The sequence below is a fragment of the Microvirga sp. GN3 genome (genome assembly GCF_055792825.1).
On record NZ_JBVVAK010000015.1, the window covers coordinates 41,959 to 67,925 of the forward strand.

The following is a 25,967-nucleotide window of genomic DNA, read 5'->3' on the forward strand; positions in this document are numbered from 1 at the left end:
CCGTTGATCTCCTGGACCGGGCGGTCGATCTGACGGTATTGCGCGCCGCCGATCGGAATGTCCGCCAACGTCCGCGTGGGGAGATGGCCCGTCGGGCGCAGGGCATATCACCCTGCGTGGGTTCCTGCGAACAGGCTATCGCGGGCACGCATCTTCGGACGCCGCATCCGGCATCGGTAACGCACCCTTCATCGAGCGTGACGCTCCGCGGATGCAGGCGAAGGATTCACGGCGTGGCGATGCTTCGGTTCCCGCCAGACACACTCCAAGGATTCCAACGCAATCGCTGGCCTCCATACGAGAAAAGGCCCGCCTTCCGTCACGGAGGGCAAGGCCTTGGGCGAATCCTTGGTCTGGGATGGCTCGAATCCCCTGGCAGATGACGCAGCTATAAAGTGTACGCCTCGGAGAGTCAGGGTTTTCGCCAATTCGAGTCAGCATACCCCCGGGTTCGAGTCAAACTTCCGCACCCGGGGACAACAAGCACCGGAAGGGCTCCCGCGCCCACACAAAACGCAGCGTGCTCCGCAACCCAGTCGCGCCGAACATCGACCAAGGTACTCATCAGGTCTCAACGAGCCGCCTAGGATTGGACGCTGATAACTTCCGAACGTCGTGAAATGGCACGAAGCCAACCTTAGCCATACTTCCGCACTGCTGGGATGAGCGGACCTTCGTTCGGACCCGTGCTACTACCGAGTTTGACCCACTCCAGATCTTCCGCATCATGCCAAGTCACCGGCGCGTGCGATCTGCCACTGATCAGAAGCGGGCGCTGATGCCTAATACCGGGCCGTGCTGGAGCATGCCGAATTCGTAGCGCTGGCGACCTTCGCCCTGGACATAGTCGACATAGAGCGCGCGATAGCCGATCACGCCAGAGAACGAGATGCCCTGATAGGTGCCGAGCTCGAACCCGTAGGCGCCGAGGGCCTGCCAGGAAAAGTCGCTGCCAACGCCAAAGCCGCCGATGTCGCCGCGCAGGAGGAGCTCGTGCCCCGGCGCCACCGTATAGCGCAGGCGCGCCCCGATCACGGGATCGAGCCAGTCGACGGACCCGGAGCGGGCGAACGCCCGCGCCCCCGCGATCTGCAAATCGCCGACGTCGACCGCGGCCGTGACATCGAGCGAGAGATCGGCCTCCTGGTACCAGTACCGGGCCCCGCCGAGGACGTCGAACGCCAGCGGGCCGAAGCGGGCGACCTCGTAGGCGGCGCCGACCTCGGCGATGGCCATCTCGATGTCGAAACCGAGGGACGTGCCGAGGGTTCCTGTCACGCCGGGGGCCAGGGCACGGCTCCTGACGTTGCCGCGCTCGACACCGATCTTGCTCCAGACCACGTTGCCCAACAGGGCGAACGGCCCGTTGCGGGCCTCGAAGTCGCCCATCAGAGCCACGAGCGTGTCGCTCTTCTCGACGATGTCCACGAAGCTCGCGTCAACCTTCACCGAGCGCCCGCGCACGGTCTGGGTGCCGTTCAATGCCGTGAGCCAGCCATAGGGCACGAAGCGGAAGCTCCACGAGGGCGGCATGGGAGGCGGCGCCTCGATGACGGGCGATGGAGGAGGAGCCCCCAAGTCTGCGGCCCATGCGGCTCCTGCCGTCCCGAGCATCACGCCAAGCGACGCGAGCACGGCACAGCGAAATCCCAAGGCGCCGGTCTGCATGATCGTCCTCCAGGGCCTGTGTCTTGACGGCCGCTGCCGTCCCCAGAATCGCAGGTGTGGGTCATCCGCGATCCTGGGGACGGATCGATCCGGTGTCATCAGGAATCGTCTGACCCGTCCCTGCACCGATAGCCGATGAAACACTGCGGGTTGTTGGAGCTCGGAACCCATGCCGGCTCGGGGAACTGGTCGACCGTGCATTCCGCGCCGCTCCTGACGAAGCGGGCATAGGTGGAGGGTCCGGTGTCGAGGACGACCGCGCCTTCCCTCAGCACGAGCTGGCGGTTGGCACCGCAGGTCCGCTGCGACGTCGGCGGCCCGACCTGTGCCATGGCCGCCGTCGTGGCCAGGGAGAGGACGGAGAATGTCAGCAAGCTTCCCATCATCGATTCCTCCTGTAGGCATGAACGGTACGACTCCTCGACGCGCATCGCGCGCGGCTACGCCCGATCGCTGACCTTCCTGACCGGCGGTATCGTCCACGTGCCGTCGATGATCGAGGGATTGCTTTCGTCCGGCCAGTACATCCGCAGCATGAGGATGAACTTGCCGGCCGGGGCGGGCAGCCAGTTCGACTCCTTGTCCGGTCCCGGCGAGTCCTTCTGGATGTAGAGGTCGACCGAGCCGTCCGGATTGGCCTTCAGGTCTTGGCGCGCGCTGATCGAGTAGCGGTTGATCGGGTTGGGCACGAAGAAGTAGCCGCCGTCGTACATCGTCAGCGACCAGAAGCCCTCGACCGGCGGCAACTGGCCCTTGGCAAAGCGCATGACGTACTTGTTGGCCCCGTCATAGGCCCGGCCGTCGCCGTCCTTCTGCGAGGTCGGATAGACCGCGTCCTGCGGGCGGTTGGCCCCGAGGCCGATCGCCGTGATGAGAGCCCGCATCAGGTAGTCGGTGCCGTAGATGCCGGTCTTCGTCGTGAAGCCCCAGCCGTCAATGTCGTGGACGTCCTTGTTGATCTTGAACTGGATCATGATCCGGTCGTTGGCGATCTCCGGGATGCGCTTGACGAAGTCGGCACGGAGCTTGCTGGCGTCGAAGTCCTGACCGGGGACGAGCCCGATCCGGGCAAACTTCGCAAGGGCGGGAGCATCGGCCGCCGCTGGCGGATTCGTCTTCATCAGCTCTGCCAGTAGGGTGAAGTACGCCACCGCGTCCATGCGGTTCACCTGGTCGCGCACGGCGGTCTTCATGTCGATTGAGGGATCGACCTTGCCGGCGGGCGGCGTGTACGGCTTGCCGTAGGCGCTGAGCGGCGTCAGCTTGACCTGGTCCTGGAGCGCGTGCACCTCGGCATAATCCTCCGGCGTGCCGGTGCAGTAGATGCGGCCGAGCAGCCAGACGATGTTGGTGGGCGACTTGTACTCCTTGACGCCCGCCGGCAGCGTGCCGGTCCAGCCGGGCCCGGTGATGGCATAGGTCTGGGCGCCGGTGCCCGTGGTGCGCTTGCCGGGAACCTGGAACACCGTCGTCCAGCCGTCCAGCATCGGCATGAGATAGTAGCGGTCCTTCATGTCCGGCAGGCTCAACACCCAGGGTTCCCGGCCGACGTCGAAGAACGCGGTCGTGTAGAGCGTGTCGGCGTTGGGCGCGGTCACGTCGCGGAACGCGGCATCGGGATAGTGCCGGAGCTTGATGATCTGGCCCATCGGCGCCCGGGTGCCCTCCGGGGCGGCCACGTTGGTGATGACCCGGCGCGTCATTTCCATGGTGACCAGCGGGTAGCCGTAGATGTAGGCGTCGGTTGCCAGCCAGAACTCCTCGAGCCCCTCGTCGATGCCCAACAGCTCGCCCAGGTGAGCCTCACTGACGGTACTCATCGTGGTCCCGGCGAGCAGGCTCAAGGCACCGATCGTCGCCTGGCGGCGGGTCAGTTTCATCGTCATGACAAATCTCCGTTGCGTGTGGGTTCTGGGAACTGCGCGACACTTACCCGGCACGGCGGACGGTCCTGACCTGCGGCTCCTCGCCCCAACGGTACCCGTGAGTGAAGTCCCCGGGGTCGCCATGCTCACTGCCCGGACGCTAGCAACGGCGGAGGATTCGCGCCTGTAGCATCGTGTAGTTTACGTGGTGGTGGCGATGGTCAGCGCTGGGGCGGCGATCCCTGTAGCGCCGCTTCCGCGGCCGTCCGGGCCGGCACCGGGAAGCCGGCCTTGCGCGCTCCCTCGGCGAAATGGGCCGCATCCTCCGGCCGGTAGTTCCGCTTGGCCATCTCGTCATCCCAGCGCTCGAAGATGGTCGGGCGCATGCGGAGGAACTGGTCACGGGCCTCGGCGGCTTCCGGCGCCTTGCCGAGCTGGGCGTAGATGACGGCGGCGACGAAGTGGTAGAGGGGGAACTTCTCCAGCGCCGCCTGCCGGATCAGGCTTTCAGCGCGGGCGTAGTCGTGCTGCATGTAGGCGTAGACCGCCAGCGTGCCGCTGTAGTAACCGGAATGGCCCGGGTTGCGGGCGAGCGCCTGCTCCAGCAGCTCGGCGCCGCGCGGCCAGGCTCCCGCCTGGCCCAGACGAGTCCCGAACTCGCCGAGCAGCTCGGTGTCGTTCGGGTTCAGCGCCACCGCCCGCTCGCCGACCTCCAGCGCCTCGTCGGGCTGCTGGGCGAAGAACAGCGCCATCATCAGGGCCTGGAGCGACCGCACGTTCTCCGGATCGAGGCGGATCGCGCGGCGGGCGGCCTCGAGCGAGCGTTGGATCGCCGCGGCGAGCCCGGTCCGCGGATTGAACCCGAACCGATCCTCGTCGAGATACAGGACGGACAGCATCGCCCAGGCGGTCGCATAATCCGGGTGGAGCGCCACGGCTCGCTCCAGGCAGGTCCGGATCGCGGCATGGCTCTCCTCCGACAGCGCGGCCCGGTAATCGTAGAACCGGAGCGTGCAGCCATAGGCTTCCAGGTCGTCGGGCGGGCGGGCGCCGGTCCGGGTCTGGTAAGCCCGTTGGATGATGCCGTAGGGCTGCGCCACCGCGGTGGCGACCTTGCGCGCGACGTCGTCCTGGATCGTGAAGAGGTCACGGTCCTGCAAATCCTCGTCGTAGGTCTGCGACCACAGGACGGCGCCGGTCTCCGCATCGAGGAGCCGACCCGTGATGCGCAGGCGGTGCACCGCGGCCCGGACGCTGCCCTCGAGCACGTAGCGGACGCCGAGGTCACGGCGGATGCGGGCGGCATCCGCACCCGGCGGAATGCGGCGCGACGTTTCCCGCCCGAGGACGGTGATCTCCTTGAAGCGGGCGAACTGGCTCAGGACCTCCTCGGTCAGGCCGTCCGCGTAGGTCCTGGCCGCCGAAGGCTCGCCCAGGGCCGTAAACGGCATCACGACGAGGGTCGGCCCGCCGGGAGGAAATGGGGCCGATGCCTGCGGCGTGCGGGACGCGCCGTCGCGCCACGGGCCCCACAGGACAAGCCCGGCAAGGAAGGCAAGGCAGGCGACCGCGACGGGAATCGCGGCGAGCCAGGGCGTCCAGCGCCGTGGCGGCGAATCGACGGGAGGCCCGGGCGCCGCAGCGGCCGGGGCAGGATGGGCTTCCGCGGCCTGCGGCGTGCGCCAGGCGAAGTGCGGGACGTAGGCCCCCTTGGGGATGGTGATGACCACCGGGTCCGACAGGCCATCGGAGAGATAGTAGCGCTCCAGCGCCCGGCGCAGCCGTCCGGCCTCGATGCGCACGACCGGGTCGCTCTGGGCATCGAAGTCCGCACTGCGCTCGAACACCTCGGTGCCGATGGCATAGGCCTTGATGCGCTCGGCGCGGCCGGCGAGCGTCTCCTCGACGACATAGCGCAGGAACCTGCGCGCCCGCGCGGGCGCGTCGAGGTCGGGGCTGGCGAGGAGAATCTCGAGCTGGGCGCGCACGTCCTCCGCCGCAGGCGACGACTGCGCCTGCGGCAAGGCACCGACAGTGCCGTCGCTTCCACCGAGCATGGATCGGTCCGTCATCCGCGGGCGCACGAGACGCCTCTTCCTGTAACCTACCGTAACATACTCCCCGCGCGTGCGGTATGGGTCGATGCTGGAAACCGTGGGACGGCGCATCCGCGCCGCCCGAACCCGGCAACGGGGTTACGCCATGCAGCACGCCGTCCAGGCCGCCATCGCCCGCTTCCCGGACCGGGGACATGCCATCGAGGAACTGGCGAGGACGGACGAAGGCTTCCAGTCGCTCTGCGAGGATTTCGCCGCGGCGCAGGCAGCCCTCGTGCACTGGGAACGATCGTCCTCACCCGTGAGGGAGGCGCGCTGCGCTGAGTACCAGGAGTTGGTGCGGGATCTCGCGGCCGAGATCGAGGCCGAGTTGGACCGCAACAAGTAGGAGGCCCATGCGAAGGCGCGCAATTGCCTGCCGGGCGCTTTACGGCGGTCCGAATCAGGGCTGCGGGCCGTGGACGAACCGTCTGGCAAGGCACACAAAAAATAAAGGCGGGCATCGGCCCGCCTGAAGGTCATCGGCTTGCGCGTCATTTCGACAGGACGATCCCTCTCTCCTTCCGCATCCTGTCGAAGACAAGCCCAATCGCCGCGATGACTTTGACGTGCGGATTGGCCTTGCAATAGACGATGACCTCGTGCTCCGCCTCCTTCGCACGCGGCAGGTTGATGAAGTGCTTTTGCGCAAGGCCGTTGTACCAGCCGCTGTACCATGTCGTGAGCAGATCGGCGTCCTCCTGGTACGTGCCGGCGAGCTGGGCACAGGTGAGCGCCTGAACGTCGAGGAAGCCGTCGGCATCGGCGTAGCTGCTCAGGGGAGCCGGGTTCTGGGCGACGGCGCCGGTGACGGACGCAAGGCACGCGACGGCGAAGAGGGCGGGTCGTTTCACGGGGCAGTCTCCTTTGACGGTGATGGGCGGAAGGTGAACCCGGACCGGATCCGTTCGGCGGCGGCTGCCGGGCGGCCGACGCCTTGCCGTCCCTAGTAGGGGCGATAGGGATAGGGCGGGTAAGCGTAGGGAGGCGGTGCGTACGGATGGTAGTAGCCGTAGGCACCGGCCGCCGCGGCGGCCGCTCCGGCGTAGAACGCACCCCGATAGGCGGTCCGGCGGGCCATGCCGGCGAACGACAGTGGCGTGAACGGCATGCCAATGATGTCGATGAACACCGAGGCGGGCCCGTCGGCATTGCCCAGGTCGCCTTCCAGCACCGCCACGTCAAAGGCGATTTGGCTGCCTTCCACCTTCGGGTTCTTCAGGGTGACGACCGCATCCCTCACCGAGGATCCGGCCTTGTCGAACACCGACACGGTCGCGTTCGGCGGGTCCTTGGCGAAGCTGTCGGAGCCGACGGCCCATTCCTCGAGGAGGTGGGCCGTCAGGGTGTGGCCCGCCGCCCGCACGGGACGGTCGGCGAAGATGATGGAATTCGGAGCGACACCCACGAGAACGAGCTTGTTTCCCTCGAGCCTCGCTCCTGCGGAATTCATGACGATCAGCGCCGGCTCGACCTCCGGCTTCACCTTGCCGATCTGCTTCTGACCCGGTTGCCGGATAGCATCCTGGGCCTGCGCGCCAGCGCACAGGAAGGTCAGGACGGCGGTCACCCGAATGGCTGGCGATGATGCTCTCTTCATAGTGATCCCTCCTGTGCGGACTTCGAGCCGACCACGGACGTCAGTCCCCGGACACGCCATGTTGCAAGGCGGCACTTCGCGGATCGGGGACTGCCGCAGGCCGCCCGTGGCGTATCTGGCCATGACGTTAGCAAGCGAACGCGATGGCCCGCCTGTAGCATCGTGTAGTTTACGGCGTGGCGATCGAGGTAAGCGCCGAGATCGAGGGCGTCCGGAAGATGTCCCCGCAGGGCTGTTCGGAATGCACCTACAGTAAGATACTTCCGTTCCGCAGCCACTCCACCGATGATGTCCGTCGTGGGACGGCGCACCTGCGCTGCCCGAACCCGGCACACGCTGCGCCGAATACCGGGAGCTGGTGAGGAGTCTCGTCGCCGAACTCGAGGCGACGCTTGATCGGAATGCCTAGGAGGTTCCCATGAGAGTACACACCACGAACCGGACGGGGATCGCATCCTGGTGAGACATCCGATCCGCACTTTCGCCGAAGGCAGGACGTGACATGGACCACATCGGCACGATTGCGGTCATACCTCTCCTGAAGGAGGCGGAACTCGAGGCGGAGCGCACCGCGGGATGGGTCCGGATCGTACTCGCGGCGGTCTTGGTCGCGAGTCTGCTGGTATCTGGCCGCCTTGCCGCCGCGGCCGGGTATGCGGAGATCTGGGCACGCCTTGGCTTGGGAGCGCTCGCCATCGGTGCCCTCCTTGCGCTCGGCATCGTGTCGCTCGTCCTCGTGCGGACCGGGGCATACGCGCCCTGGATGGCGCCCGCCTTGACGGCAGGGGACGCGATCATCGTCGTGCTGACCGTCGCTGCAACGCTCCACGAGAACCAGCTCGGGGCAAACTGGATCGTGATCGCTCCGGCCTTGTGGGCCACCCCGCTCATCCTGGCCGTTGGGGCGCTGCGATATCGTCCGGGCGTCCAGCTCTGGGCCACGGGCATCATGATCGCCGGACTGGGTCTTGTCGTCGTCGCATTCCACGGCAGCATCTTCCTGCCGCCCGCCGATGCATCGGCGTTCGCGGCGAACCCCGTGGCCTCGGACCTACTCTCACTGCCGTCCAACCTGGTCCGGGCCGTCATGCTGGCGCTCGCGGGCGCGACGACCGCACTGGTCATGCTGCGGGCCCGCCGCCTGCTTCATCGCGCCGTGACGGAGGCCAGCGAGCGCGCAAGCATCGCACGGTTCCTGCCCGCCGAGATCGCGCCCCTCATGGAGGGCGGCAACCTGGAGGTCTGGCGGCGGGGGCGGCGCCAGGAGATCACCGCCGTGTTCGTCGACCTTCGCGGCTCGACCGCCCTGGCCGAGCACATGGACCCGGCGCGGCTGTCGGTCTTCATCTCGTCCTTCCGCCGCCGGGTAATGCAGGCGGCGCAGACCCATGGCGGGGTGGTCGACAAGTTCATGGGAGACGGAGCGCTCCTGATCTTCGGCATCCCGCATCCAGAACCGGATGATGCCCGGCGCGCCATCTTGTGCGCCCGGGAGATCATCAGGCTCGTCGCGCGCTGGAATGCCAAGCGCCGCTTCGACCCGCCCGTGCGGGTCGGCATCGGCCTTCACACCGGCGAGGCGTTCTGCGGGGTGCTGGGAGCGCAGGAACGGCTGGAGTTCACGGTCCTGGGTGACGTGGTGAACGTGGCCGCCCGCATCGAGCAGATGACGAAGCGGTTCGGCATGTCCCTGGTGGCCACCGAGGCCACGGTCGTTCGCGCCGGCGAGGCCGGCGGATGGCAGGAAGTCGGCCGTGAGGCTCCGAGGGGCCGATCAGGGACGGTGCGAATGCTCGTTCCCTCCGACCTGGTCCTCGCAAGCCTGCATGAGCAAAGGTCTGGGGCGGAAAGCGGTGGCGCTCATGGCTGACTTCATCAGGCCCACGCTTCCCCAACACCGATCGCCTTGGCACGTCATCACTCGTTCCCGTTCTGAATCTGCAAAGGAGAAGTCGATGCTCGTTAGACTGCCATTCTTCCTGATCCTGTCGGCCCTGGTTTCCGGTTGCGTATCGGGCCCTTCAGGTGGCCAACCGCCAAATTATGTCGAGGCTGAGCTCACCGACAACCCGATCCCGCGAGGATCGATGGTCGCGATGCCGGATCTCCCCGGTAACGTTGGCGGTCCTGAATAGGCTGCCTCTTCAATAGGGCTGCCTATCTGAGACCCTGCATCAGCCCGCGGCCGCGCGCGTGATTTTGGCAGGATACCGGTGACCAAGGATTGCGCGGCAACTCACAGCCTCGCAAGTCACATCCGGTACTTCACGGCGCGTACTCGCTTTGGCTCCCCTAAGCTCGATATAGCCGACAATGCTCGGCTATAAGTTCGTGTTGGCTCATTGAGGTGTCGCCATCGTATCGCGGTGGACGTCACGCATGGAAACACCGGGCGTTCGCTGAGCTCCTCTCGAAGGAGCGACAGGATCGATGAACAAACTGCCGCTCGCCGCCGCATGGATCCGCGGCTCCCGTGATGCCATGAGCGACGAGATGCTGGCCACGCTGCGAGAAGGTCTGGAGAGCTATGCCGATCAAGCCTGAAGGCGATACGAATGGCCGCTAATGGGATGGTCCGGCCGTGCTCCTGCCGCGCTTGCTCGTAAGCTGTGGGGCTTTGAGTCACGCAAGGAGCACATCCCATGTCACGGTCTTCTTCTTCTGCTGCGATTGCCACCCTCGGCATTGATCTGGGCAAGAACACGTTTCATCTCGTCGGCCAGGATGAGCGCGGCGCCATCGTGCTGCGCCTCAAGCTCTCCCGCACCCAACTCACGCAGCGCCGGGCCAACATCCCACCCTGCCTGATCGGCATGGAAGCCTGTGCCGGCGCTCACCACATTGGCGGCCAGCTCCAGGCGCTGGGCCACGACGTACGCCTGATCCCGGCCCAGTACGTCAAGCCGTTCCTGACGGGGCACAAGAACGACTACCGGGATGCCGAAGCCATTGCGGAGGCGGTGCAACGACCGACCATGTCCTTCGTGGCGATCAAGACGCCCGACCAGATGGACCTCCTCGCCTTGCACCGGGTGCGTGCGCGTCTGGTCAGCCAACGCACGGGCGTGATCAACCAGATCCGCGGCTTCCTCCTTGAGCGCGGCATCACCGTGCGCCAGGGGCTTGCGCCGTTGCGACAGGCCTTGCCAGGCATTTTGGGTTCGTCCTCTGACGCCCTGTCGCTCCGCATCGTTCGCCTCATTGCCGACTTGGCTGAGGATTGGCGCCAGCTCGATGAGCGCATTGCCGATGTCTCCGCTGAGATCGAGGCCCCGGCTGCCCAGGACAAGCACTGCCAGCGCCTGATGAGTGTGCCGGGCATCGGACCGATCATCTCGTCTGCCATCGTGGCGGCCATTGGAACAGGTGCAGGCTTCAAGCAGGGGCGGGATTTCGGGGCCTGGCTCGGGCTGGTGCCGAAGCAGGAGGCGACCGGCGACCGCACCATCCTGGGCAAGATCTCCAAACGCGGCAACAAGTACCTGCGGACCCTGTTCGTGCAGGCCGCTCACATTGTGCTGGTGCGCCGCCCGCATGGGGCGAGACTTGGGCTGTGGCGCTGGATCGAGACTGCGGGACGACGGCTGCATCGCAACATGCTGGTGATCGCGCTGGCCAACAAGCTCGCCCGCATCGCCTGGGCGGTGCTGGCGCGCGGTCATGCTTATCAGCCTCGGAGCGTCTCCCATGCGGTGTGAGATGAGGAAGCTTCAGGCTCCTTCTGCAACCGATCAGCCCTGAGGAGAAGACGATGAGATCAGTTCAGTAAACAGCGATGTCCCGCCGAGGTCTGCGAGATGAAGAAGGCGATGGACGAACGGTCGGCCCGGCGCAACCCCAAGACTGGGTGCCATGATGGCCCACCGAGGTCTTTCCGCTAGTCAGTCCTGGATGCGCGCGGATGCCCATGCTGGCCCGGAGCACAAGCTCCACCACGAGGCCGAAGACATTGATGCAGCTCTCACGTTCGTCAGTCTGCCAACATCATCTTGCGACGCACGGCCGGACCATACATTGGCACAAGGTAGAAGTAGACCAAAAGTCTGCTCAAGGAGGCAATAGCAGACCATCCTGAAGGGCACGTGATCTTCAGAGTTTGACCCGTTGCTGACTTTCAGGGGGGACGAGCGAACGATCTGCTTGCTGCTTGCCGTGCGGGAGCGGAAGCTCCGGCGACACATCTCCTGGTCCAGTTCCTTCGTGAATTACGCTTGGTTCTGATGCGCCGCCCGTTCCAAGGGCGTCGCATCACCACCAAAGGCGCGGGTTGCCCGGGCCGCGGCAGTCAGCAGCGGTCGCTTCATCTGTCCAATGAAGTCTTCGCTGATGCGCATCCGCGGCCCTGCCAGCGTGATCGCTCCGACGAGAGCTGCGCTGGGTCCGAACACGGGTGCCGACAATCCGGCCGTTTCCGGATCGCGGTCCCCGAGAGACACGAAATGAAAGTCCCGGCGGATCGACTCGTAGGGCTCGCCCGCCTCACCCGAGAAGGCCGCGAGAACCCGTCCGCCCGAACCAGCATACAGCGGCAGAACGTCGCCCTCACGCACGTGATAGCGGATGGGGTGCTTGGACTCGATGCGGTAGAGGCAAGTCCGCAGGTTCCCGGCCGGAGCGTAGAACGCGACGCTCTCCCCACTCTCCTCGGCGAGATCGCGCATGATCGGCAGAAGGATGTCGGCCGTGGCGACAGACCTCTGGTAGATCGCCCCAAGCCGGAAGGCGCCTGACCCGATCCGGTAAAGGCCATCGGGCAGGCGCTCGAGCAGGTGGCCGCGGATGAGCGAACCCGCCAGCCGCAGGATGGTGCTCTTGTAGAGGCCCGTTCTGGCCGAGATCTCGGCCAGGGACAGCGATCGATCCTGCGGCGTGAAGGCATTGAGGATCGCAATGGCGCGATCCAGGGCTGCGACGCCGTCCGATGACGCCGGCAAGGATGTCTCGTGATCCCGGCTGGTTTTGGTTGCCACTTGGTCCTCCTGTCACCCCGGATCGATACCGGAACGAGGCCGCTTCGTCCAGGTCGTTCTGTCAGACAGAACCAAATTCTGTTTGACAGAACGATAAAGAGCTGGCAAAAGCACGCTCAGACAGGCCCTTGGAAGAAGAAAAAGAGCAATCAGACAGACCCGGTCCTGTCCTTGGAAGCTGCCGGCCGTCCGGCACCAAACCTCGGAGGAAACCGATGCTTACACGCCGTAAAGTCCTGCTTGCCTCGCTCGCCGCCGGAGCGGCTGTGCTGTCCCACTGGCCCCTGGACAAGGCCTTTGCCCAGACCGCCGTCCCGCTTCAGGTGTTCGTGCCGGCCGCGCCCGGCGGCGGCTGGGACCAGACCGCCCGCACGATGGAGCAGGTGCTCCGGGCTGAGAAGCTCATCACCAGCGCCCAGATCACCAATGTCGGTGGTGCCGGCGGCACCGTGGGCCTGCCGCAGTTCATCAACCAGTGGAAGGGCCGTCCGAATGCCCTGATGGTCTCCGGCATGGTCATGGTCGGCGCCATCATCGCCAACAAGGCGCCCGTGAAGCTGACCCAGACCACGCCCGTGGCCCGCCTGACCGGCGAGTTCCTCGCCCTCGTGGTGCCCGCGAACTCGCCCTTCAAGACCGCCAAGGACTTCGTCGACGCTCTCAAGGCAGATCCGGCCAAGGTTCCCGTCAGCGGTGGCTCGGCGGGCGGGTCTGACCACATCCTGCTCGGCCTGCTGGCGAAGTCGGTGGGGGTCGACCCAACCAAGCTCTCGTACGTTCCGTATGCCGGCGGCGGCCAGGCGGTCGCTTCGCTCCTCGGCAACCAAGTCGCGGCGGGCATCTCCGGCTATGGCGAGTTCTCGGAGCAGGTGAAGGCGGGCAAGCTGCGTCTCCTCGCGATCTCGGCCGACAAGCGTCAGCCCGGCATCGACGCGCCGACGCTCAAGGAGCAGGGGATCGACGTCGAGCTCTTCAACTGGCGTGGGGTCTTCGCTCCGCCCAACGTCAACAATGACCAACGGGCCGCGATGATCGCCCTGGTCGAGAAGATGGCCAACAGCCCGGCCTGGGCCGAGGAAGTGAAGAAGCGGGAGTGGACCCCCATCCTGCTCACGGGCGATGCCTATGCCAGGTTCCTCCAGGAGGAAACGGCCCGCATCGAGGCGATCCTGAAGGATCTCGGCCTGGCGACCTGACGTCGCCAGGACTCAAACCCCCTCACCATCCTCCCCAAGGAGATCCGTGATGAACGCCATTCATCAGCGGCACCGGTCACGCGCGCGCATCGCTCCGGCAGAGGCCCTGATCGGGCTAGGGCTTCTGCTCTTCGCCGGACTTGTCCTCTGGCAGACGCTCTCGATCCCGGTCTCGCCCATGTACGCCCAGGTCGGTCCGAGGGTCTTTCCCTACATCACGACCGCCGGCCTCGCCGTGTTCGCCATCCTTCTCCTCGTCCAGGCCACCCGTGGTGGCTGGCAGCCTGCTGACGAGATGGAAGTCGCCCTGGATTGGAAGGCGGTGGCGTTCGTCACCGCCGGGCTCGTCGCCAATGTCGCGCTGATCGGGCCGCTGGGCTTCTCGGCCGCATCGACCGTCATGTTCGTGCTCGTCGCCTACGGCTTCGGCAGCCGACGGCCGCTCCGCGACGCCGGCATCGGACTGGCCCTCGCGCTCGCCGCCTACTTCGGCTTCGCCAAGGCCCTCGGCGTCAACATCGGCGCGGGCGTCATCGAAAACATGCTCGGAGGTTGAGGAAATGGAAACGCTCTCCCAGCTCGGGCACGGCTTCGCCGTCGCCTTCACGCCCTACAACCTGCTCTGGTGCCTCGTCGGCACCACGCTCGGCACCGCCATCGGCGTCCTGCCGGGCCTGGGGCCGGCGCTCACCATCGCGCTCCTCCTGCCGATCACGTTCCAGGTTTCGCCGGAGGCCGCCTTCATCCTCTTCGCCGGCATCTACTACGGCGCGATGTACGGCGGCTCGACGACGTCGATCCTGCTCAACACGCCCGGCGAGAGCGCCACGATCGTGACGGCGCTCGAGGGGAACAAGATGGCCCGCTCCGGCCGGGCCGGCGCCGCGCTTGCGACCTCGGCCATCGGCTCCTTCGTGGCGGGCACGGGCGGCACCATGGGCGTGACGTTCCTGGCCCCGATCGTCGTCAGCCTCGCGTTGCTGTTCGGCCCTGCCGAGTACTTCTCGCTGATGGTCCTGGCCTTCGTCACCGTGTCGGCCGTGCTCGGTTCGTCCGCGGTGCGTGGCCTGACCAGCCTGTTCCTGGGCTTCTACCTCGGGATGATCGGCATCGATCTCCAGACCGGGCAGCCGCGGTTCACCTTCGGCCTCACCGAACTCCTCGACGGCACCAATGTCATCGTGGTGGCAGTCGGACTGTTCGCGGTCGGCGAGACCCTCTACGTCGCCGCACGCCGCTACGCGGGCAAGGACGAGATCGTTCCCCTGCGCGGGTCGCTGTACATGACCCGGCAGGAATGGGCGCGCTCCTGGAAGCCCTGGTTGCGGGGAACCGCCATCGGGTTCCCGATCGGCGCCATGCCGGCCGGCGGCGCCGAGATCCCGACGTTCCTCTCGTACGTTCTCGAGAAACGGCTGTCCAAGCATCCCGAGGAGTTCGGCACGACGGGCGCCATCGAGGGCGTGGCCGGACCCGAGGCCGCCAACAACGCCTCCGCGGCGGGTGTCCTCGTGCCGATGCTGACGCTGGGCCTGCCGACCTCGGCCACGGCTGCCATCATGCTGTCGGCCTTCCAGAGCTACGGCATCCAGCCCGGGCCGCTGCTGCTGGAAACCCAGCCTGCGCTGGTCTGGGGCCTGATCGCGAGCCTGTACGTCGCCAACGTGCTGCTGGTCGTCCTCAACCTCCCGCTCGTCGGGCTGTGGGTCCGGATCCTGAAGATTCCCGCTCCGCAGCTTTATGCCGGGATCCTCGTGTTCGCGACCGTCGGCACCTACGGCATCTCGCAATCGCCGATCGATCTCGTGCTGCTGTATGTCCTCGGCGGCGTCGGCTTCCTCATGCGGCGCTTCGACTTCCCGACCGCGCCCGTCGTGATCGGGATGATCCTGGGGCCGATGGCCGAGACCGAGTTCCGCCGCGCCATGACGATCTCGAACGGCGACTGGACGATCCTCTTCACCCACCCGCTCTCCGCGGCGCTGCTGGCTCTCGCCGTCCTCGCGCTGTTCGGGCCGCGGCTCTACGACCTCATCCGGTCCTGGCGCGGCCCGCGCCCGGAGCACGTCCCCGGCGATGCATAGACAGCGAGGAATCCCATGACCAAGCTCCTTCACGGCATCCGAGTCCTTGATCTCACCAACGTCCTGGCCGGGCCGTACTGCGGCTACCAGTTGGCGCTTCTCGGGGCCGACGTGATCAAGGTCGAGGCTCCCAATGGCGGCGATCTCGCCCGCCAGCTCGGCGCCTCGCCGGACCTCAACAAGGCGGCCATGGGCGCATCGTTCCTGGCCCAGAACGCGGGCAAGCGCTCCGTCGTCGTCGATCTCAAGAGCGAGGAGGGCAAGGCGCAGTTCCTCGATCTGGTCGCGACGGCGGACGCCCTCATCGAGAACTTCCGGCCCGGTGTCATGGACCGCCTCGGGCTCGGCTACGAACGCCTGCGATCCGTGCGCGAGGACCTGATCTACTGCGCGATCTCCGGCTTCGGCCAGACCGGGCCGATGCGCGACAATCCCGCCTACGACCAGATCATTCAGGGCCTGTCCGGGGTGATGAGCATCACGGGCACGCCGGACACCGCGCCGCTGCGGGTCGGCTATCCGGTCTGCGACACGCTCGGCGGCCTCTTCGGCGCCTTCGCGGTGGTGTCCGCACTCGTGCGCCGCTCGAGCACGGGCGAAGGGGCCCTCATCGACGTCTCGATGCTCGAATGCACGCTCAGCGCCCTGGGCTGGCCGGTGTCGAACTACCTGACGGCGGGCGTCGAGCCGCGGCCGATGGGCAACGAGAACATGACGGCGGCGCCCTCGGGTGCCTTCGAGACCGGCGACGGGCTTCTCAACATTGCGGCCAATAAGCAGGAGCAGTTCGTCACGCTGTGCGGCCTCATCGGGCGGCCGGAGCTGGCGACCGACCCGCGCTTCCACGAACGGGAGACCCGCAAGCGCAATCGCGGCGAGTTGAAGACCCTGATCGAGGAGGCGTTGGCCTCCGCATCCGCATCGGTCTGGGAGGAGACATTCAACCGGGCGGGCGTGCCGGCCGGACGCGTGCTGACGATCCCGCAGGTGCTCCAGGAACCGCAAGTAACGTCACGGAACATGACGACGCGCTTCGACGCGGTCGCAGGTGACCAGCCGCTGACGGTGATCCGGGGCGGATTCCTCGTCGACGGCGAGGCGCCCCGGCCGCTCCAGCCGCCGCCGAAGCTCGGCGAGCACACGGATGAGATCCTGGCCGACGCCCGCCGGCAGAAGGAAACGAGGAGGCAGCCATGACCGAACGGACCCGCAAGGAAGGCCGCGAGCGCGGCGAGGAATGGTGGTCGACCGAGATCATCGAGATGCGGCCCGGCCTGATCCGGCTGCGGGGATACCCGATCGAGGATCTCATCGGCCGGGTCAGCTTCCCGGCCATGATCTGGCTCATGCTCCGCGGGGAACTGCCGACTGAGGCCCAGGCCGAGCTCCTCGGCACCGCCCTCGGTGCGGCCGTCGATCATGGTCCACAGGCGCCCTCCATCGCGATCGCCCGCATGGCCGCGACCTGCGGCGTCGGCATCAACAGCGCCATGGCGTCCGCCATCAACGTGCTCGGGGACGTGCATGGCGGAGCCGGCGAGCAGGCACTCGGCTTCTTCGGCGACATCGCCGCCGCGATGGATGAGGGCCAGTCCTTGGAGAATGCCGTCGCGGACCGCGTCGACCGCTTCTTCGCCGAGAGCGGCTACGTGCCGGGTCTCGGCCACCGCTTCCATCCGGTCGACCCCCGTGCGCCTCGCTTGCTGGCGCTGGTGCGGGAGGCGGCCGAGCAGGGCACCGTGTCAGGTCGCTTTGCCGACATCGCGGAGGCGGTCGAAGCGGCTGTCGAGCGCCGGAAGGGCAAGCGGATCCCGCTCAACATCGATGGCGCCACGGCCGTGATCTATGGGGAACTCGGCTTCCCGCCGCCGCTGACGCGCGGGCTCTTCGTCCTGTCCCGCTCTGTCGGGATCCTCGCCCACGCCTGGGAGCAATCCCAGAGGCCCGACCGCAACAAGGGCCCGCTGCCACGCGAATGGCTGTGGGCCTACCAGGGCACCCCGGAGCGCAGGTTCCCGGAAGCCCAAACCTCACAATCGTCACCGGACAACGAATGACCATCACCTGATACCGAGGAGGAGACCATGACCCGCCTGACCCGCCGCTCGTTCCTGCACGCCTCGCTCGGGGCATCCGTCGCATCGCTCGGCATCGCCTGGCTGTCCGGACCCGCACAGGCCCAGGCCTACCCGTCACGCAACGTGAGGATGGTGGTCCCGTATGCGGCCGGCGGGACGACCGACTTCGTGGCACGCGTGATTGCGGAGAAGATGAGCGAACTGGCGAACGGCCACCGCTTCTTCGTCGAGAACAAGGCGGGCGCGGCCGGGGCCATCGGCATGAAGGATGTAGCCGCCTCCGAGCCTGATGGCTACACGGTCCTGCTCGGCGACTCCACGATGGCGGTGACGCCGACGCTTACGCCCGGGGCAGGGATCGATCCCTTGAAGATGTTCAAGCCGGTCAGCCTCATCGCGACCTTCCCGTCCGTCCTTGTCGTGCATCCCAGCGTGCCCGCCAAGACAGTCGATGAGCTCATCGCCTACGCGAAGCAGAACCCCGGCAAGTTGAACTTCGGCTCGGGCGGCAATGGCACGGTTCCCCATCTCCAGGGGGAGCAGTTCAAGCTGAAGACGAGCACGAACTTGCAGCATGTGCCCTACCGGGGCGCTGCCGCCGCCCTCCAGGACGTCGTCGGGGGACAGATCCAGATGCTGTTCACCGCGGCGCCCACCGCGAATGCCTTCATCGAGGGCGGCCAGTTGCGGCTGATCGCGACGACGGGCGCGGAGCGGCTGCCCATCGCGGCTCAGGTGCCGACGCTAGTCGAGGCCGGCGTGAAGGACTTCGTCTCGTCGCAGTGGTTCGGCCTGCTCGCCCCGGCCAAGACCCCGGAGCCGGTCGTCGCCCGTCTCAACGAGCTCGCCGTCCAGGCAGCCCGTGATCCCGGTGTCGCGAAGCGCATCACTGACCAGGGCGGCTTCCTGCAACCGGGCTCGCCCGGGGACTTCACCAGATTCATCGAGGGCGAGATCAAGAGCTGGGGCGACATCGTCCGGGCGGCAAAGGTGCAGTAGCTTCGAGCTGGGTTAAAGGAGGTCATGGCCATGAGTTGGTTCGCACCGCCGCAGCCGATCGAGACGGAGGTCCACACCAGCCTGCCGGACGCGTTCCGGGATCGTCGTCCAAGCGACTGGAGCATCGCCAACAAGGGCGGGCTTGCGATCGACTCCTTCCTGGAGGGTCCCTGTCTTGGTCCGGACGGAACGCTCTATGTCGTCGACATTCCGTTCGGACGCATCTTCGCGATCGACCCGTCACGCCAATGGCGCCTGGTGGTGGCTTACGACGGTTCGCCCAACGGGATGAAGGTGGCTTCGGACGGTCTGCTGATCGTTGCCGATCACCGCCTTGGCCTGCTGTCGGTCGATCCCGCGAACGGGGCGATCAAGACCGTTCTCGGATCCATCAACAGCGAGGGCTTCAAGGGGCTGAACGACCTTCAGCTTCTTCCCGACGGATCGATCCTGTTCACCGATCAGGGCCAGACAGGCATGCAGGACACCAGCGGCCGGCTCTATCGGCTGTGGCAGGACGGGCGTCTCGATCGGGTTATCGCCAACGCGCCGAGTCCGAACGGCGTTGCCGTGTCGCGAGAAGGAACCCACGCCTTTCTGGCGCTGACGCGCGCTGCACAGGTGTGGCGGGTTCCGCTTGATCCCAAAGTCCAGGCGGGAAAGACCCAGGTCTTTGCCCAGTTGCCCGGCGGACTCTCGGGGCCCGACGGGTTGGTGGTCGACGGGCACGGACGCCTGATCGTCTGCGATCCTGGCCATGGCTGCGCGTGGGTGCTGTCCCCGCTCGGCGTGCCGCTTTATCGAGTGGTCTCCTGCGCTGGTCGGACCGTGACGAATGCGGTGCTGCTTCCGGACGGGGCGACATTGCTTCTGACCGAGTCCGAAACCGGGCAGATCCTGCAAGCGCACCTTCCGGAAGCATCATAACCGCGACCGGTACAATGAGGGCTCGACATGGGGCATTGCCGACAACCGTCTCGCGAGTTGTCGGAGGATTGCGAATGTCGCGTTCTGGCACTTCTCGGAGTTGGGCTCTTGGAGTGGAGAGTTCATGTAATTCCGGCAACTACAGATCCAGACGTCGTCAACACCACTCCTGACCCTGCCAGCCTCCGCCTCTGTTAATCCAGTGTCGATGTGGCAGCCCGGTAGGTCGGTCATGAGCCTTTTCTCGACGGCGTCCGGGATTACGATTGGCTCCATCGCGGAGTCAAAGGCACGTTGCAATGCGTCTGCGACGGTCTGTTCGTGGAGCGGTCTGAGCGCATTTACATTCGCATAATGACGAGCGTGAACAGCTTTCGTGTGATCGCCCGCAGCGTCAGCAAGGCTCCCAGCCGCCTTAAGATACCTCTCTGCCTTGTGCGTCTTCCGAAGCCGCGCCAAGTCCACGGTAACTAGCCGAGAGCCGTTATCGTCCAGGATCTCATGCCGCTCGCAGAAGTTTTTGCGACCCTCGTCTTGAGGCAGGAGGCGCCTCAGAACGCCTATTCCGGGGAGCTTGGTACGTCCATGTCCTACAAATAGCCAAGTTGCGTCCTCGCCCCTGAGGCGGTCGCGGGTATTGCGAGTCAACGTTTGCAGTATCTTGACGACGGCAACAGGTGACATGTGGCCCTCTGCCTTGACCCTCGCTGGCTTGGTTTCGCCACTTCCTCGCTTGCGCCGCTTTACGTAGAGCAAGTCGGCATAACCGCGTGCTTCGTTCGCGATACATGCCTCCTTAAGTTCATTAATCGACTCCCTTGGAAGGCCAGTCTCAAGTGAGAGGTAGACCATGAACGGGATCACGTCGTCATGCACTAGATGGACGTGCCTTATCAGATCGTAGAATCGATATCCTGTGCCACTAAGATTGTAGAAGTTCCGCAGATAGGACTGGACGCCTTTCGGGGCACCCTCGATGTTGTCGAGCTGTGCATTCGCAATTGCCCAGATGACGTTTGGAGCACTTTTCCAGCTCGTTAAGGTAGGGTCGGAGCCCTCCGCAATAAGACGTGGTCCATGCTGAGTGATGCGCGCGATGATATTCTGTATATCCTGCAACGCAGCTCGTCTCAATTGCTCAGCTACATAGGGCGAGTAGGGCTCTCTCGGCTCGTTCCGATGCGCTTCGGTTCCTCGTTGTGATATTGTCAGCAACCGTTCAGATAACTTTGATGAAACCAATCGATAGCTGGATGCGATCCGCAGAAAACCGATGAAAGTAGAGATATGCTTATATGGAACTGGGCTCTGGATGCCGTAACGCTCTTGGAGATACGTTTCTAGCTCATTGACATCATCTGCGGTGATATCAGTGAGATGTTGAACACGGCTTGCCCGGTTCCGATCGACGATCATGTCTCCGAAGCGTCGGATCGCTTGGAGGACATCCGAAATCATCCCGGGTGACTTGTAGTGGCCGACTGGTTTTGTTTCTTTGAGGAGTATGCGTGCAGCTTCCTGTGCAATTCCGGCAAGCGGGTACTCCGTAAAATCAATGATTGCTGGTTTCCGCCCGGAGAATTTTGCATGGAATCTGAGCGGCGCGACATCGACGAGGGATTGTTCGGCGTGGGCGTTGGAGCTATCTTGGATTACCGCACGCCTGTTGTGCATCGAGATGCTATTCGCTTCAGATGTGTTAGTTTCGGTCACGACGCAGTCTCCATGGAATTGAAGTCAGCAGGAGTTCCAAGGCGGTCGCCCCAACTGCCAATGGCCGCGTCTATCAGCTCATCGGCCTCCTCGACATAGGTCAAGTAAGTGTAGGTAGTCTCGTAATGTGCGTGCCCTAGGATCCTTTGGAGCCTTCGGATCGGGTCGAATACCAAGGCGCTGTACGCATTGGGTGTGACCTTCCTTTTTTCTTCACGTAGGTTGGCCAGCCGCCCACAACATTCCTTGATGAGATGGCCGAGCATATAGACTGCAAACGTGTGCCGAAGTGTATGTGGCGTGACTTGAAGATCGATTGCGAAGTTGTCATGCAGACGTTCGCATGCACGGGCGAAAATGGCCTCGAAGTTTGCCATTTCGGTCGGAAGCCCTTGCTCTGTGAGCCATAGAATGCCCGGCGCATAAACTTTCCCGTCGTTATTGATGCTAAGCATGCGCCTTCGGTCGGAGTAGGTAAGTGCGTCGTATCTCAAGGTCGACTGAGTTCCTGGCGTCGCAATCTTACAGCCTGCGGCCATCCATTTGCTGACGAGCATGGGGTCGTCTACATCTGCATAGCGATTGTCACCCAGCGCTTTCGCAATGGCGTTGTCGCGGTCTTCGGCAACGTAGGACAGGACGTGGTCCTTCAGGACGCGTTTGGAAACCCAGATCGCTCTGCCTTTGTCACCTTTGGTAGTGAGACAACCTAACTGCATCTTGCATGATCGAAACCCCCGCCAACGTTCTGCGTCAGGATCGGGGAGTTCGGCCAAGAGAATGGCTGCGCCTTCTTCAAGGCGGACGCCCGTCGAAACCAGGAACTCGGCGAAAGCTCCATTGCGCAGGGGGTTCCGACCCCGGAAGAGATGTGCTTCTCCGTTTGGCGAACGGCCCAAGAGCCCGTAATCACGAAACTGAAGGTACTCCTCCAAGCTAATGCACTTGATGATGCCCCGATCGCCTTCCCTTGCTAGGGCAGTGTTCCGCTTGGTTGGGAGGAACGTGCTCGATGGCATGCCGACGAGTACGTCCTTGTATGTAAACGGAGCTTTCACGTTGTCGCGGTTTTCGGCTGCCCAGCAGTAGAACCGGTCGAGTGCTCTGATCCCGCGGTCCCAAGTAGTGGGCGCAACCCCTGACGTCGTTCTGTCGGAGCATCTTCGGCGTAGTGCGTACTTGTTGATGTGATCCGTACTGGCGCTCAAGAGGTCGGGCTTGCCAGGCTCTTCCGCTAGGAAACGGGCAAAGGTAATGATGTCGTAGCCGTAGCCCCTCCACGAGTTTTTCGATGGGCAGCCGTTTGCTGGAAGCGCCCGGAAAAAGTCATTGACCGTCCACGCGTACGAACCGTCAGCTTGGAGCATGAAGGGCATCTCATCTGGGACGGCTTGGGTTTTCCACGCTTGCCTCGCCACTTCAGGGAGAAAGTAGGGTCGGCCTGCCAACTCGAGAGAGTTGCCATCGATGATTATCGGTTCATCGAGATCGCTGGCTTTTGTGAAGAATAATTCGACTGGTGCTGTCCCATGTTGTCGTAACGGTCCCCGTCGCATGATGCCCAAGGTGTCCATACTCGATTTGCCTATGACAAAGCGTTATTGAGGGACTTTGTATTTATAAAGTATAAATTAAGCAACAGAAAAGTTTTATGAAGGATTCGTGCTCGGATGAACGGCAAATAAATTGTAATCCTTGTCAACAATACATTCTAAGTACTTAGTCCTTGGAGTATGGCAAGCTAACTAGGATTCATCCGACGCTCAGGCTGCACTGAATCCTTCCGAAAATTGATCGTGAATTGCGAGCGCTCGCTATTGGACCGAGACGTTTCCAGGCTCACGGTGGCCCCGGCCCCCAAAGCCACATGAGTGCAAGCTACCGCGCACTCATGGTCGCCCTGCGATTCGCCCAACGGTTGGCTCGGGAACCCCACGATACCGCAACAAGATGGCGCTCGCTTCTCTTTGACCAAACGACGGACGCATACCGCCGAGTCATGCGAGGAGTGAGACAAGACCTTAATGTTTTAGATAATGGCCTTTGGCCGTCTTCTGATCGCGATATGAGACACATTCCTCGCCATACATACTGTCGAGATAAGAATGTCCGTGCAGGTCAATCCAGCCGCGGCCCATGTTCTTCCAGGTGCGGAAGGCGTAGTGGCACATCACCAGCGCATGGCCGTCGAGCATGAGTTCCGCATAGGCCTGCACGCTCTCCCAGCCCTTCGCCGCCAGCGTTCCCGGACCGTCGTTGTTGCCGATGATCAGGTGCTTGCGGCCGTTGAGCAGCCCGAGCAATTCGTCGATCCGTTCCGGGCGCACATGCAGGGCGAAATCGCCCAGATGCCAGACCTCGTCCTCGGATGAGACCACCTCGTTCCAATTGGCGATGAGCGCGGCATCGTGTTCGGGAATCGACTTGAACGGACGCTTGTCGATGCGCAGCACCCGCGGATCGCCGAAATGCGTGTCGCTGGTGAAGAAAACCGTCAAGAGAGGCCCGTCCCGATCATCGTCTCAGATGAGGCATAAGCCGGAACGGCCAGGGCTCGTTCCGATCATTGCAAACGCCTACTTGAACATGCCGTCCCGCAGGTTGATGCCGTATTCCTTGTAGGCCTTGAGCGCGCAGAGCATCTGCATCCAGCCCTGGCAATTGTTATAGGACGATTTGAGACCGGCCTCCGTTTCGCGCCAGCCTTCCTCCGAGATCGAGACCAAGGTCCGTTTGCCATCTTCGAGCGGCTCGAAGGTCATCGTCACGGTCGTGTTGTAGCTGCCCGAGGCATCCGGTCCATCGGTATCGCCGGCTTCCCATTGCAGGACGATTCGCTTCTCCGGCACCACCTCGACGACCCGAACCGGAAAGGCTCCCGGAAAGTCGTGAAAATCCCAGGTGACGGTTGCACCGGTCTCCAGCCGGCCCTTGGCACCGCCGGTTGTGAAGTAGCGCGACAGTTCGGCGGGATTGGCGACTGCCTCGAACACTTCGGCCACCGGCTTCGCAATCCTGGCAGACACTTTGAACGTTAGTTCCATGACCGATCTCCTTGCGTGTCGCGCCATCATGTTATAAAAACATAACATGTCAAGCGGCGATAAAAGTGACCGAGTCTTCAAGGCCTTATCGGCCGCGACCCGCCGCGACATTCTCGATGTGTTGAAGGATAAGCCCCAGACTACGGGCGAACTATGCGCTCGATTCCCGGCGCTCGACCGCTGCACGGTGATGCAGCACCTGAAGGTTCTGGAAGGCGCGGACCTCGTGATCGTCAAGCGCGAGGGGCGCGAGCGCTGGAACCATCTCAACCCTCTCCCGATCAAGCATATCTACGACCGCTGGATTGGGGCTTATGCCGGTCGTGCGGTGGAGATGCTCGACCGGCTGAAGACGGACCTGGAGGAACCTAGTTCCGGTCGTCCGGAATGACAGGCAGGGGCAATACGTCGATGCCTTCCTCCAGCAAGGCCTTTGCTTCCGCCAAATCGGCCTCGCCGTAGATCGAGCGCTCTTCCGTCTCGCCGTAATGCATCTTGCGCGCTTCTTCGACGAAGCCTTTACCGACATCCTCGGCGTTCTTCATCACGTGTTCGCGCAAAGCCCGCAAAGCCGCGCGCAGCTCGCGTTCCTTCTCGGAGAGAACTGCGACAGGCTGCGTCTCTGGTGCCGGCGCTTTCGGCGCCTTGTCCGTGCGTGCGACGGACGGTGCCATGATCTGCTTCTCGACCTTGGCCGAGTTGCAGAACGGGCAGGTCACGAAACCACGCTTGCGCTGCGTCTCGAACGCCTCACTTGAGGGAAACCAGCTCTCGAACTCATGGGCCTGCTCGCAGGCCAAGGCATACTTGATCATGTCCTGGTGAGACTTAAGGATTTAGACACGGAAAGGGAAGGGATCAGGCGCTCGCCGCCCGATCCGTCTCGATGGTGGGAACGACCTCGACCTTGAAGGGGCGGGCATTCTTGAGGGTCGGGATGCGGCCGCGCACCTCCGCGACGAGGGCGGTGTCGATCTCGGCCAGGAACACGCCGGGCTCCGCGCCACCTTCCGCCAGCACCCGGCCCCAGGGGTCGATGATGACGGAATGGCCAAAAGTCTCGCGCCCGTCCTCATGCAGGCCGCCCTGAGCAGCGGAAATCATGAACGAGCCGGTCTCGATGGCCCGTGCCCGGTGCAGCACATGCCAATGGGCCTCGCCGGTCTGCTTGGTGAAGGCGGCCGGCGCCGAAAGGAACGAAGCGCCGTTTTCGGCCAGCGCCTTGTAGAGGGCGGCAAAGCGCACGTCGTAGCAGATGGTCATGCCGAGATAGCCCCACGGCGTCTCGGCGGCAACGGCCCAGGCGCCGCCGGTATAGGTGGCCGATTCGCGCCAGCTCTCGCCATTCGGCAGGTCGACGTCGTAGAGATGGATCTTGTCGTAGGAGGCGATGACCTCGCCATCCTGGCCGATGAGGAAGGCGCGGTTGGCGACCTTGTCGCCTTCCTTGACCGCGATGGAGCCGATCTGGACCACGATGTTCCGCTCCCGCGCGACTTCGCGCAGGGCCGCGAGCACCGGGTCCTGCGCCTCCGGCCCGACTTTGCTGAACAGCTCGTCCCGATCCCGGCACACAAGGGAGGTCATCTCCGGCGTCTGGGCGAAATGCGCGCCCTTGTCCGCTGCCTCGCGCACGAGGGCTACCGCATCGTCGCGGTTCTTGAGCACGTCACGCCCGGAGCGCATCTGGATGCAGGCGGCGGTGAAGCGGGTCGAGGTCATGGAAT

General features: G+C 64.4%; 25 protein-coding genes. 12 read left to right on the forward strand and 13 right to left on the reverse strand.

The annotated features are described in order from the left end of the window. Positions 1-762: 762 nt before the first annotated feature. The 4 genes from ACS5Q1_RS10015 to ACS5Q1_RS10030 form a co-directional block, all read right to left on the reverse strand. Positions 763-1,668 carry a hypothetical protein gene (locus ACS5Q1_RS10015; RefSeq protein ID WP_473098015.1) on the reverse strand — a complete coding sequence of 302 codons (906 nt, stop codon included), beginning with the start codon at positions 1,666-1,668 and terminating at the stop codon, positions 763-765. Between the two features lie 98 nt (positions 1,669-1,766). Further along, entirely contained in the window at positions 1,767-2,054 is a 288-nt protein-coding gene (locus ACS5Q1_RS10020; protein WP_473098016.1) for a hypothetical protein, read from the reverse strand. A gap of 54 nt (positions 2,055-2,108) precedes the next feature. Further along, complete coding sequence (locus tag ACS5Q1_RS10025) at positions 2,109-3,548, reverse strand: DUF1254 domain-containing protein (protein WP_473098072.1); 1,440 nt, start codon at positions 3,546-3,548, stop codon at positions 2,109-2,111. Between the two features lie 206 nt (positions 3,549-3,754). After that, positions 3,755-5,590, reverse strand: a complete 1,836-nt coding sequence (locus tag ACS5Q1_RS10030) for an adenylate cyclase (RefSeq protein WP_473098017.1) — start codon at positions 5,588-5,590, stop codon at positions 3,755-3,757. 85 nt (positions 5,591-5,675) lie between these two features. Between ACS5Q1_RS10030 and ACS5Q1_RS10035 the strand changes: the two genes are divergently transcribed. Then, complete coding sequence (locus ACS5Q1_RS10035; RefSeq protein WP_473098018.1) at positions 5,676-5,978, forward strand: hypothetical protein; 303 nt, start codon at positions 5,676-5,678, stop codon at positions 5,976-5,978. A gap of 145 nt (positions 5,979-6,123) precedes the next feature. Here the strand turns inward: ACS5Q1_RS10035 and ACS5Q1_RS10040 are convergent, their stop codons facing one another. After that, positions 6,124-6,483 (reverse strand): HdeA/HdeB family chaperone, encoded by a 360-nt coding sequence (locus ACS5Q1_RS10040; RefSeq protein ID WP_473098019.1) that lies wholly within the window; start codon positions 6,481-6,483, stop codon positions 6,124-6,126. A 92-nt stretch (positions 6,484-6,575) separates the two neighbouring features. Beyond that, positions 6,576-7,229, reverse strand: a complete 654-nt coding sequence (locus ACS5Q1_RS10045) for a hypothetical protein (protein WP_473098020.1) — start codon at positions 7,227-7,229, stop codon at positions 6,576-6,578. Between the two features lie 502 nt (positions 7,230-7,731). Here ACS5Q1_RS10045 and ACS5Q1_RS10050 point away from each other — a divergent pair. The 3 genes from ACS5Q1_RS10050 (at position 7,732) to ACS5Q1_RS10060 (ending at position 10,927) form a co-directional block, all read left to right on the forward strand. Beyond that, positions 7,732-9,099: an adenylate/guanylate cyclase domain-containing protein gene (locus ACS5Q1_RS10050; protein WP_473098021.1), complete on the forward strand. Its 1,368-nt coding sequence runs from the start codon at positions 7,732-7,734 to the stop codon at positions 9,097-9,099. An 85-nt stretch (positions 9,100-9,184) separates the two neighbouring features. Next, positions 9,185-9,364 (forward strand): hypothetical protein, encoded by a 180-nt coding sequence (locus tag ACS5Q1_RS10055; protein WP_473098022.1) that lies wholly within the window; start codon positions 9,185-9,187, stop codon positions 9,362-9,364. A 507-nt stretch (positions 9,365-9,871) separates the two neighbouring features. Further along, on the forward strand, positions 9,872-10,927 hold the full coding sequence (locus tag ACS5Q1_RS10060) for an IS110 family RNA-guided transposase (RefSeq protein WP_473098023.1): 1,056 nt from the start codon (positions 9,872-9,874) through the stop codon (positions 10,925-10,927). Between the two features lie 507 nt (positions 10,928-11,434). Here the strand turns inward: ACS5Q1_RS10060 and ACS5Q1_RS10065 are convergent. Beyond that, entirely contained in the window at positions 11,435-12,199 is a 765-nt protein-coding gene (locus tag ACS5Q1_RS10065; protein WP_473098024.1) for an IclR family transcriptional regulator, read from the reverse strand. Positions 12,200-12,414: 215 nt separating this feature from the next. Between ACS5Q1_RS10065 and ACS5Q1_RS10070 the strand changes: the two genes are divergently transcribed. Genes ACS5Q1_RS10070 through ACS5Q1_RS10100 form a run of 7 tightly spaced genes read left to right on the forward strand, consistent with a single transcriptional unit; the run spans position 12,415 to position 19,483 of the window. Then, complete coding sequence (locus tag ACS5Q1_RS10070) at positions 12,415-13,395, forward strand: Bug family tripartite tricarboxylate transporter substrate binding protein (protein ID WP_473098025.1); 981 nt, start codon at positions 12,415-12,417, stop codon at positions 13,393-13,395. A gap of 49 nt (positions 13,396-13,444) precedes the next feature. Next, positions 13,445-13,951: a tripartite tricarboxylate transporter TctB family protein gene (locus ACS5Q1_RS10075; protein WP_473098026.1), complete on the forward strand. Its 507-nt coding sequence runs from the start codon at positions 13,445-13,447 to the stop codon at positions 13,949-13,951. A gap of 4 nt (positions 13,952-13,955) precedes the next feature. Continuing rightward, a complete protein-coding gene (locus ACS5Q1_RS10080) occupies positions 13,956-15,479 on the forward strand; it encodes a tripartite tricarboxylate transporter permease (protein ID WP_473098027.1) in 1,524 nt (507 codons plus the stop codon). Between the two features lie 15 nt (positions 15,480-15,494). Beyond that, positions 15,495-16,676 (forward strand): CaiB/BaiF CoA transferase family protein, encoded by a 1,182-nt coding sequence (locus tag ACS5Q1_RS10085; RefSeq protein ID WP_473098028.1) that lies wholly within the window; start codon positions 15,495-15,497, stop codon positions 16,674-16,676. Continuing rightward, entirely contained in the window at positions 16,673-17,536 is an 864-nt protein-coding gene (locus ACS5Q1_RS10090; protein WP_473098029.1) for a citryl-CoA lyase, read from the forward strand. The genes ACS5Q1_RS10085 and ACS5Q1_RS10090 overlap by 4 nt, the downstream gene beginning before the upstream one ends. A 27-nt stretch (positions 17,537-17,563) precedes the next feature. Beyond that, the gene (locus ACS5Q1_RS10095) at positions 17,564-18,556 is read left to right on the forward strand and encodes a Bug family tripartite tricarboxylate transporter substrate binding protein (RefSeq protein ID WP_473098030.1); all 993 of its coding nucleotides are present in this window, start codon (positions 17,564-17,566) and stop codon (positions 18,554-18,556) included. A gap of 30 nt (positions 18,557-18,586) precedes the next feature. Beyond that, positions 18,587-19,483 carry an SMP-30/gluconolactonase/LRE family protein gene (locus ACS5Q1_RS10100; protein WP_473098031.1) on the forward strand — a complete coding sequence of 299 codons (897 nt, stop codon included), beginning with the start codon at positions 18,587-18,589 and terminating at the stop codon, positions 19,481-19,483. On the opposite strand, the gene ACS5Q1_RS10105 is transcribed toward ACS5Q1_RS10100, so the two are convergent. From ACS5Q1_RS10105 to ACS5Q1_RS10120, 4 genes are all read right to left on the reverse strand, one after another. Continuing rightward, positions 19,478-21,196 (reverse strand): hypothetical protein, encoded by a 1,719-nt coding sequence (locus tag ACS5Q1_RS10105; protein WP_473098033.1) that lies wholly within the window; start codon positions 21,194-21,196, stop codon positions 19,478-19,480. The two genes, ACS5Q1_RS10100 and ACS5Q1_RS10105, sit on opposite strands and share 6 nt — an antisense overlap. Further along, positions 21,193-22,563 carry a site-specific integrase gene (locus ACS5Q1_RS10110; protein WP_473098034.1) on the reverse strand — a complete coding sequence of 457 codons (1,371 nt, stop codon included), beginning with the start codon at positions 22,561-22,563 and terminating at the stop codon, positions 21,193-21,195. The genes ACS5Q1_RS10105 and ACS5Q1_RS10110 overlap by 4 nt, the downstream gene beginning before the upstream one ends. Positions 22,564-23,217: 654 nt before the next feature. After that, positions 23,218-23,694, reverse strand: a complete 477-nt coding sequence (locus ACS5Q1_RS10115) for a metallophosphoesterase family protein (protein ID WP_473098035.1) — start codon at positions 23,692-23,694, stop codon at positions 23,218-23,220. 78 nt (positions 23,695-23,772) lie between these two features. Then, complete coding sequence (locus ACS5Q1_RS10120; protein ID WP_473098036.1) at positions 23,773-24,240, reverse strand: SRPBCC domain-containing protein; 468 nt, start codon at positions 24,238-24,240, stop codon at positions 23,773-23,775. Between the two features lie 46 nt (positions 24,241-24,286). Between ACS5Q1_RS10120 and ACS5Q1_RS10125 the strand changes: the two genes are divergently transcribed. Next, on the forward strand, positions 24,287-24,631 hold the full coding sequence (locus tag ACS5Q1_RS10125) for an ArsR/SmtB family transcription factor (RefSeq protein ID WP_473098037.1): 345 nt from the start codon (positions 24,287-24,289) through the stop codon (positions 24,629-24,631). On the opposite strand, the gene ACS5Q1_RS10130 is transcribed toward ACS5Q1_RS10125, so the two are convergent. Both ACS5Q1_RS10130 and ACS5Q1_RS10135 read right to left on the reverse strand, forming a co-directional pair. Next, positions 24,609-25,055 carry a DUF1178 family protein gene (locus ACS5Q1_RS10130; RefSeq protein ID WP_473098038.1) on the reverse strand — a complete coding sequence of 149 codons (447 nt, stop codon included), beginning with the start codon at positions 25,053-25,055 and terminating at the stop codon, positions 24,609-24,611. The genes ACS5Q1_RS10125 and ACS5Q1_RS10130 overlap by 23 nt on opposite strands. 43 nt (positions 25,056-25,098) lie before the next feature. Next, positions 25,099-25,962 carry a carbon-nitrogen hydrolase family protein gene (locus ACS5Q1_RS10135; RefSeq protein WP_473098039.1) on the reverse strand — a complete coding sequence of 288 codons (864 nt, stop codon included), beginning with the start codon at positions 25,960-25,962 and terminating at the stop codon, positions 25,099-25,101. Positions 25,963-25,967 lie beyond the last annotated feature (5 nt).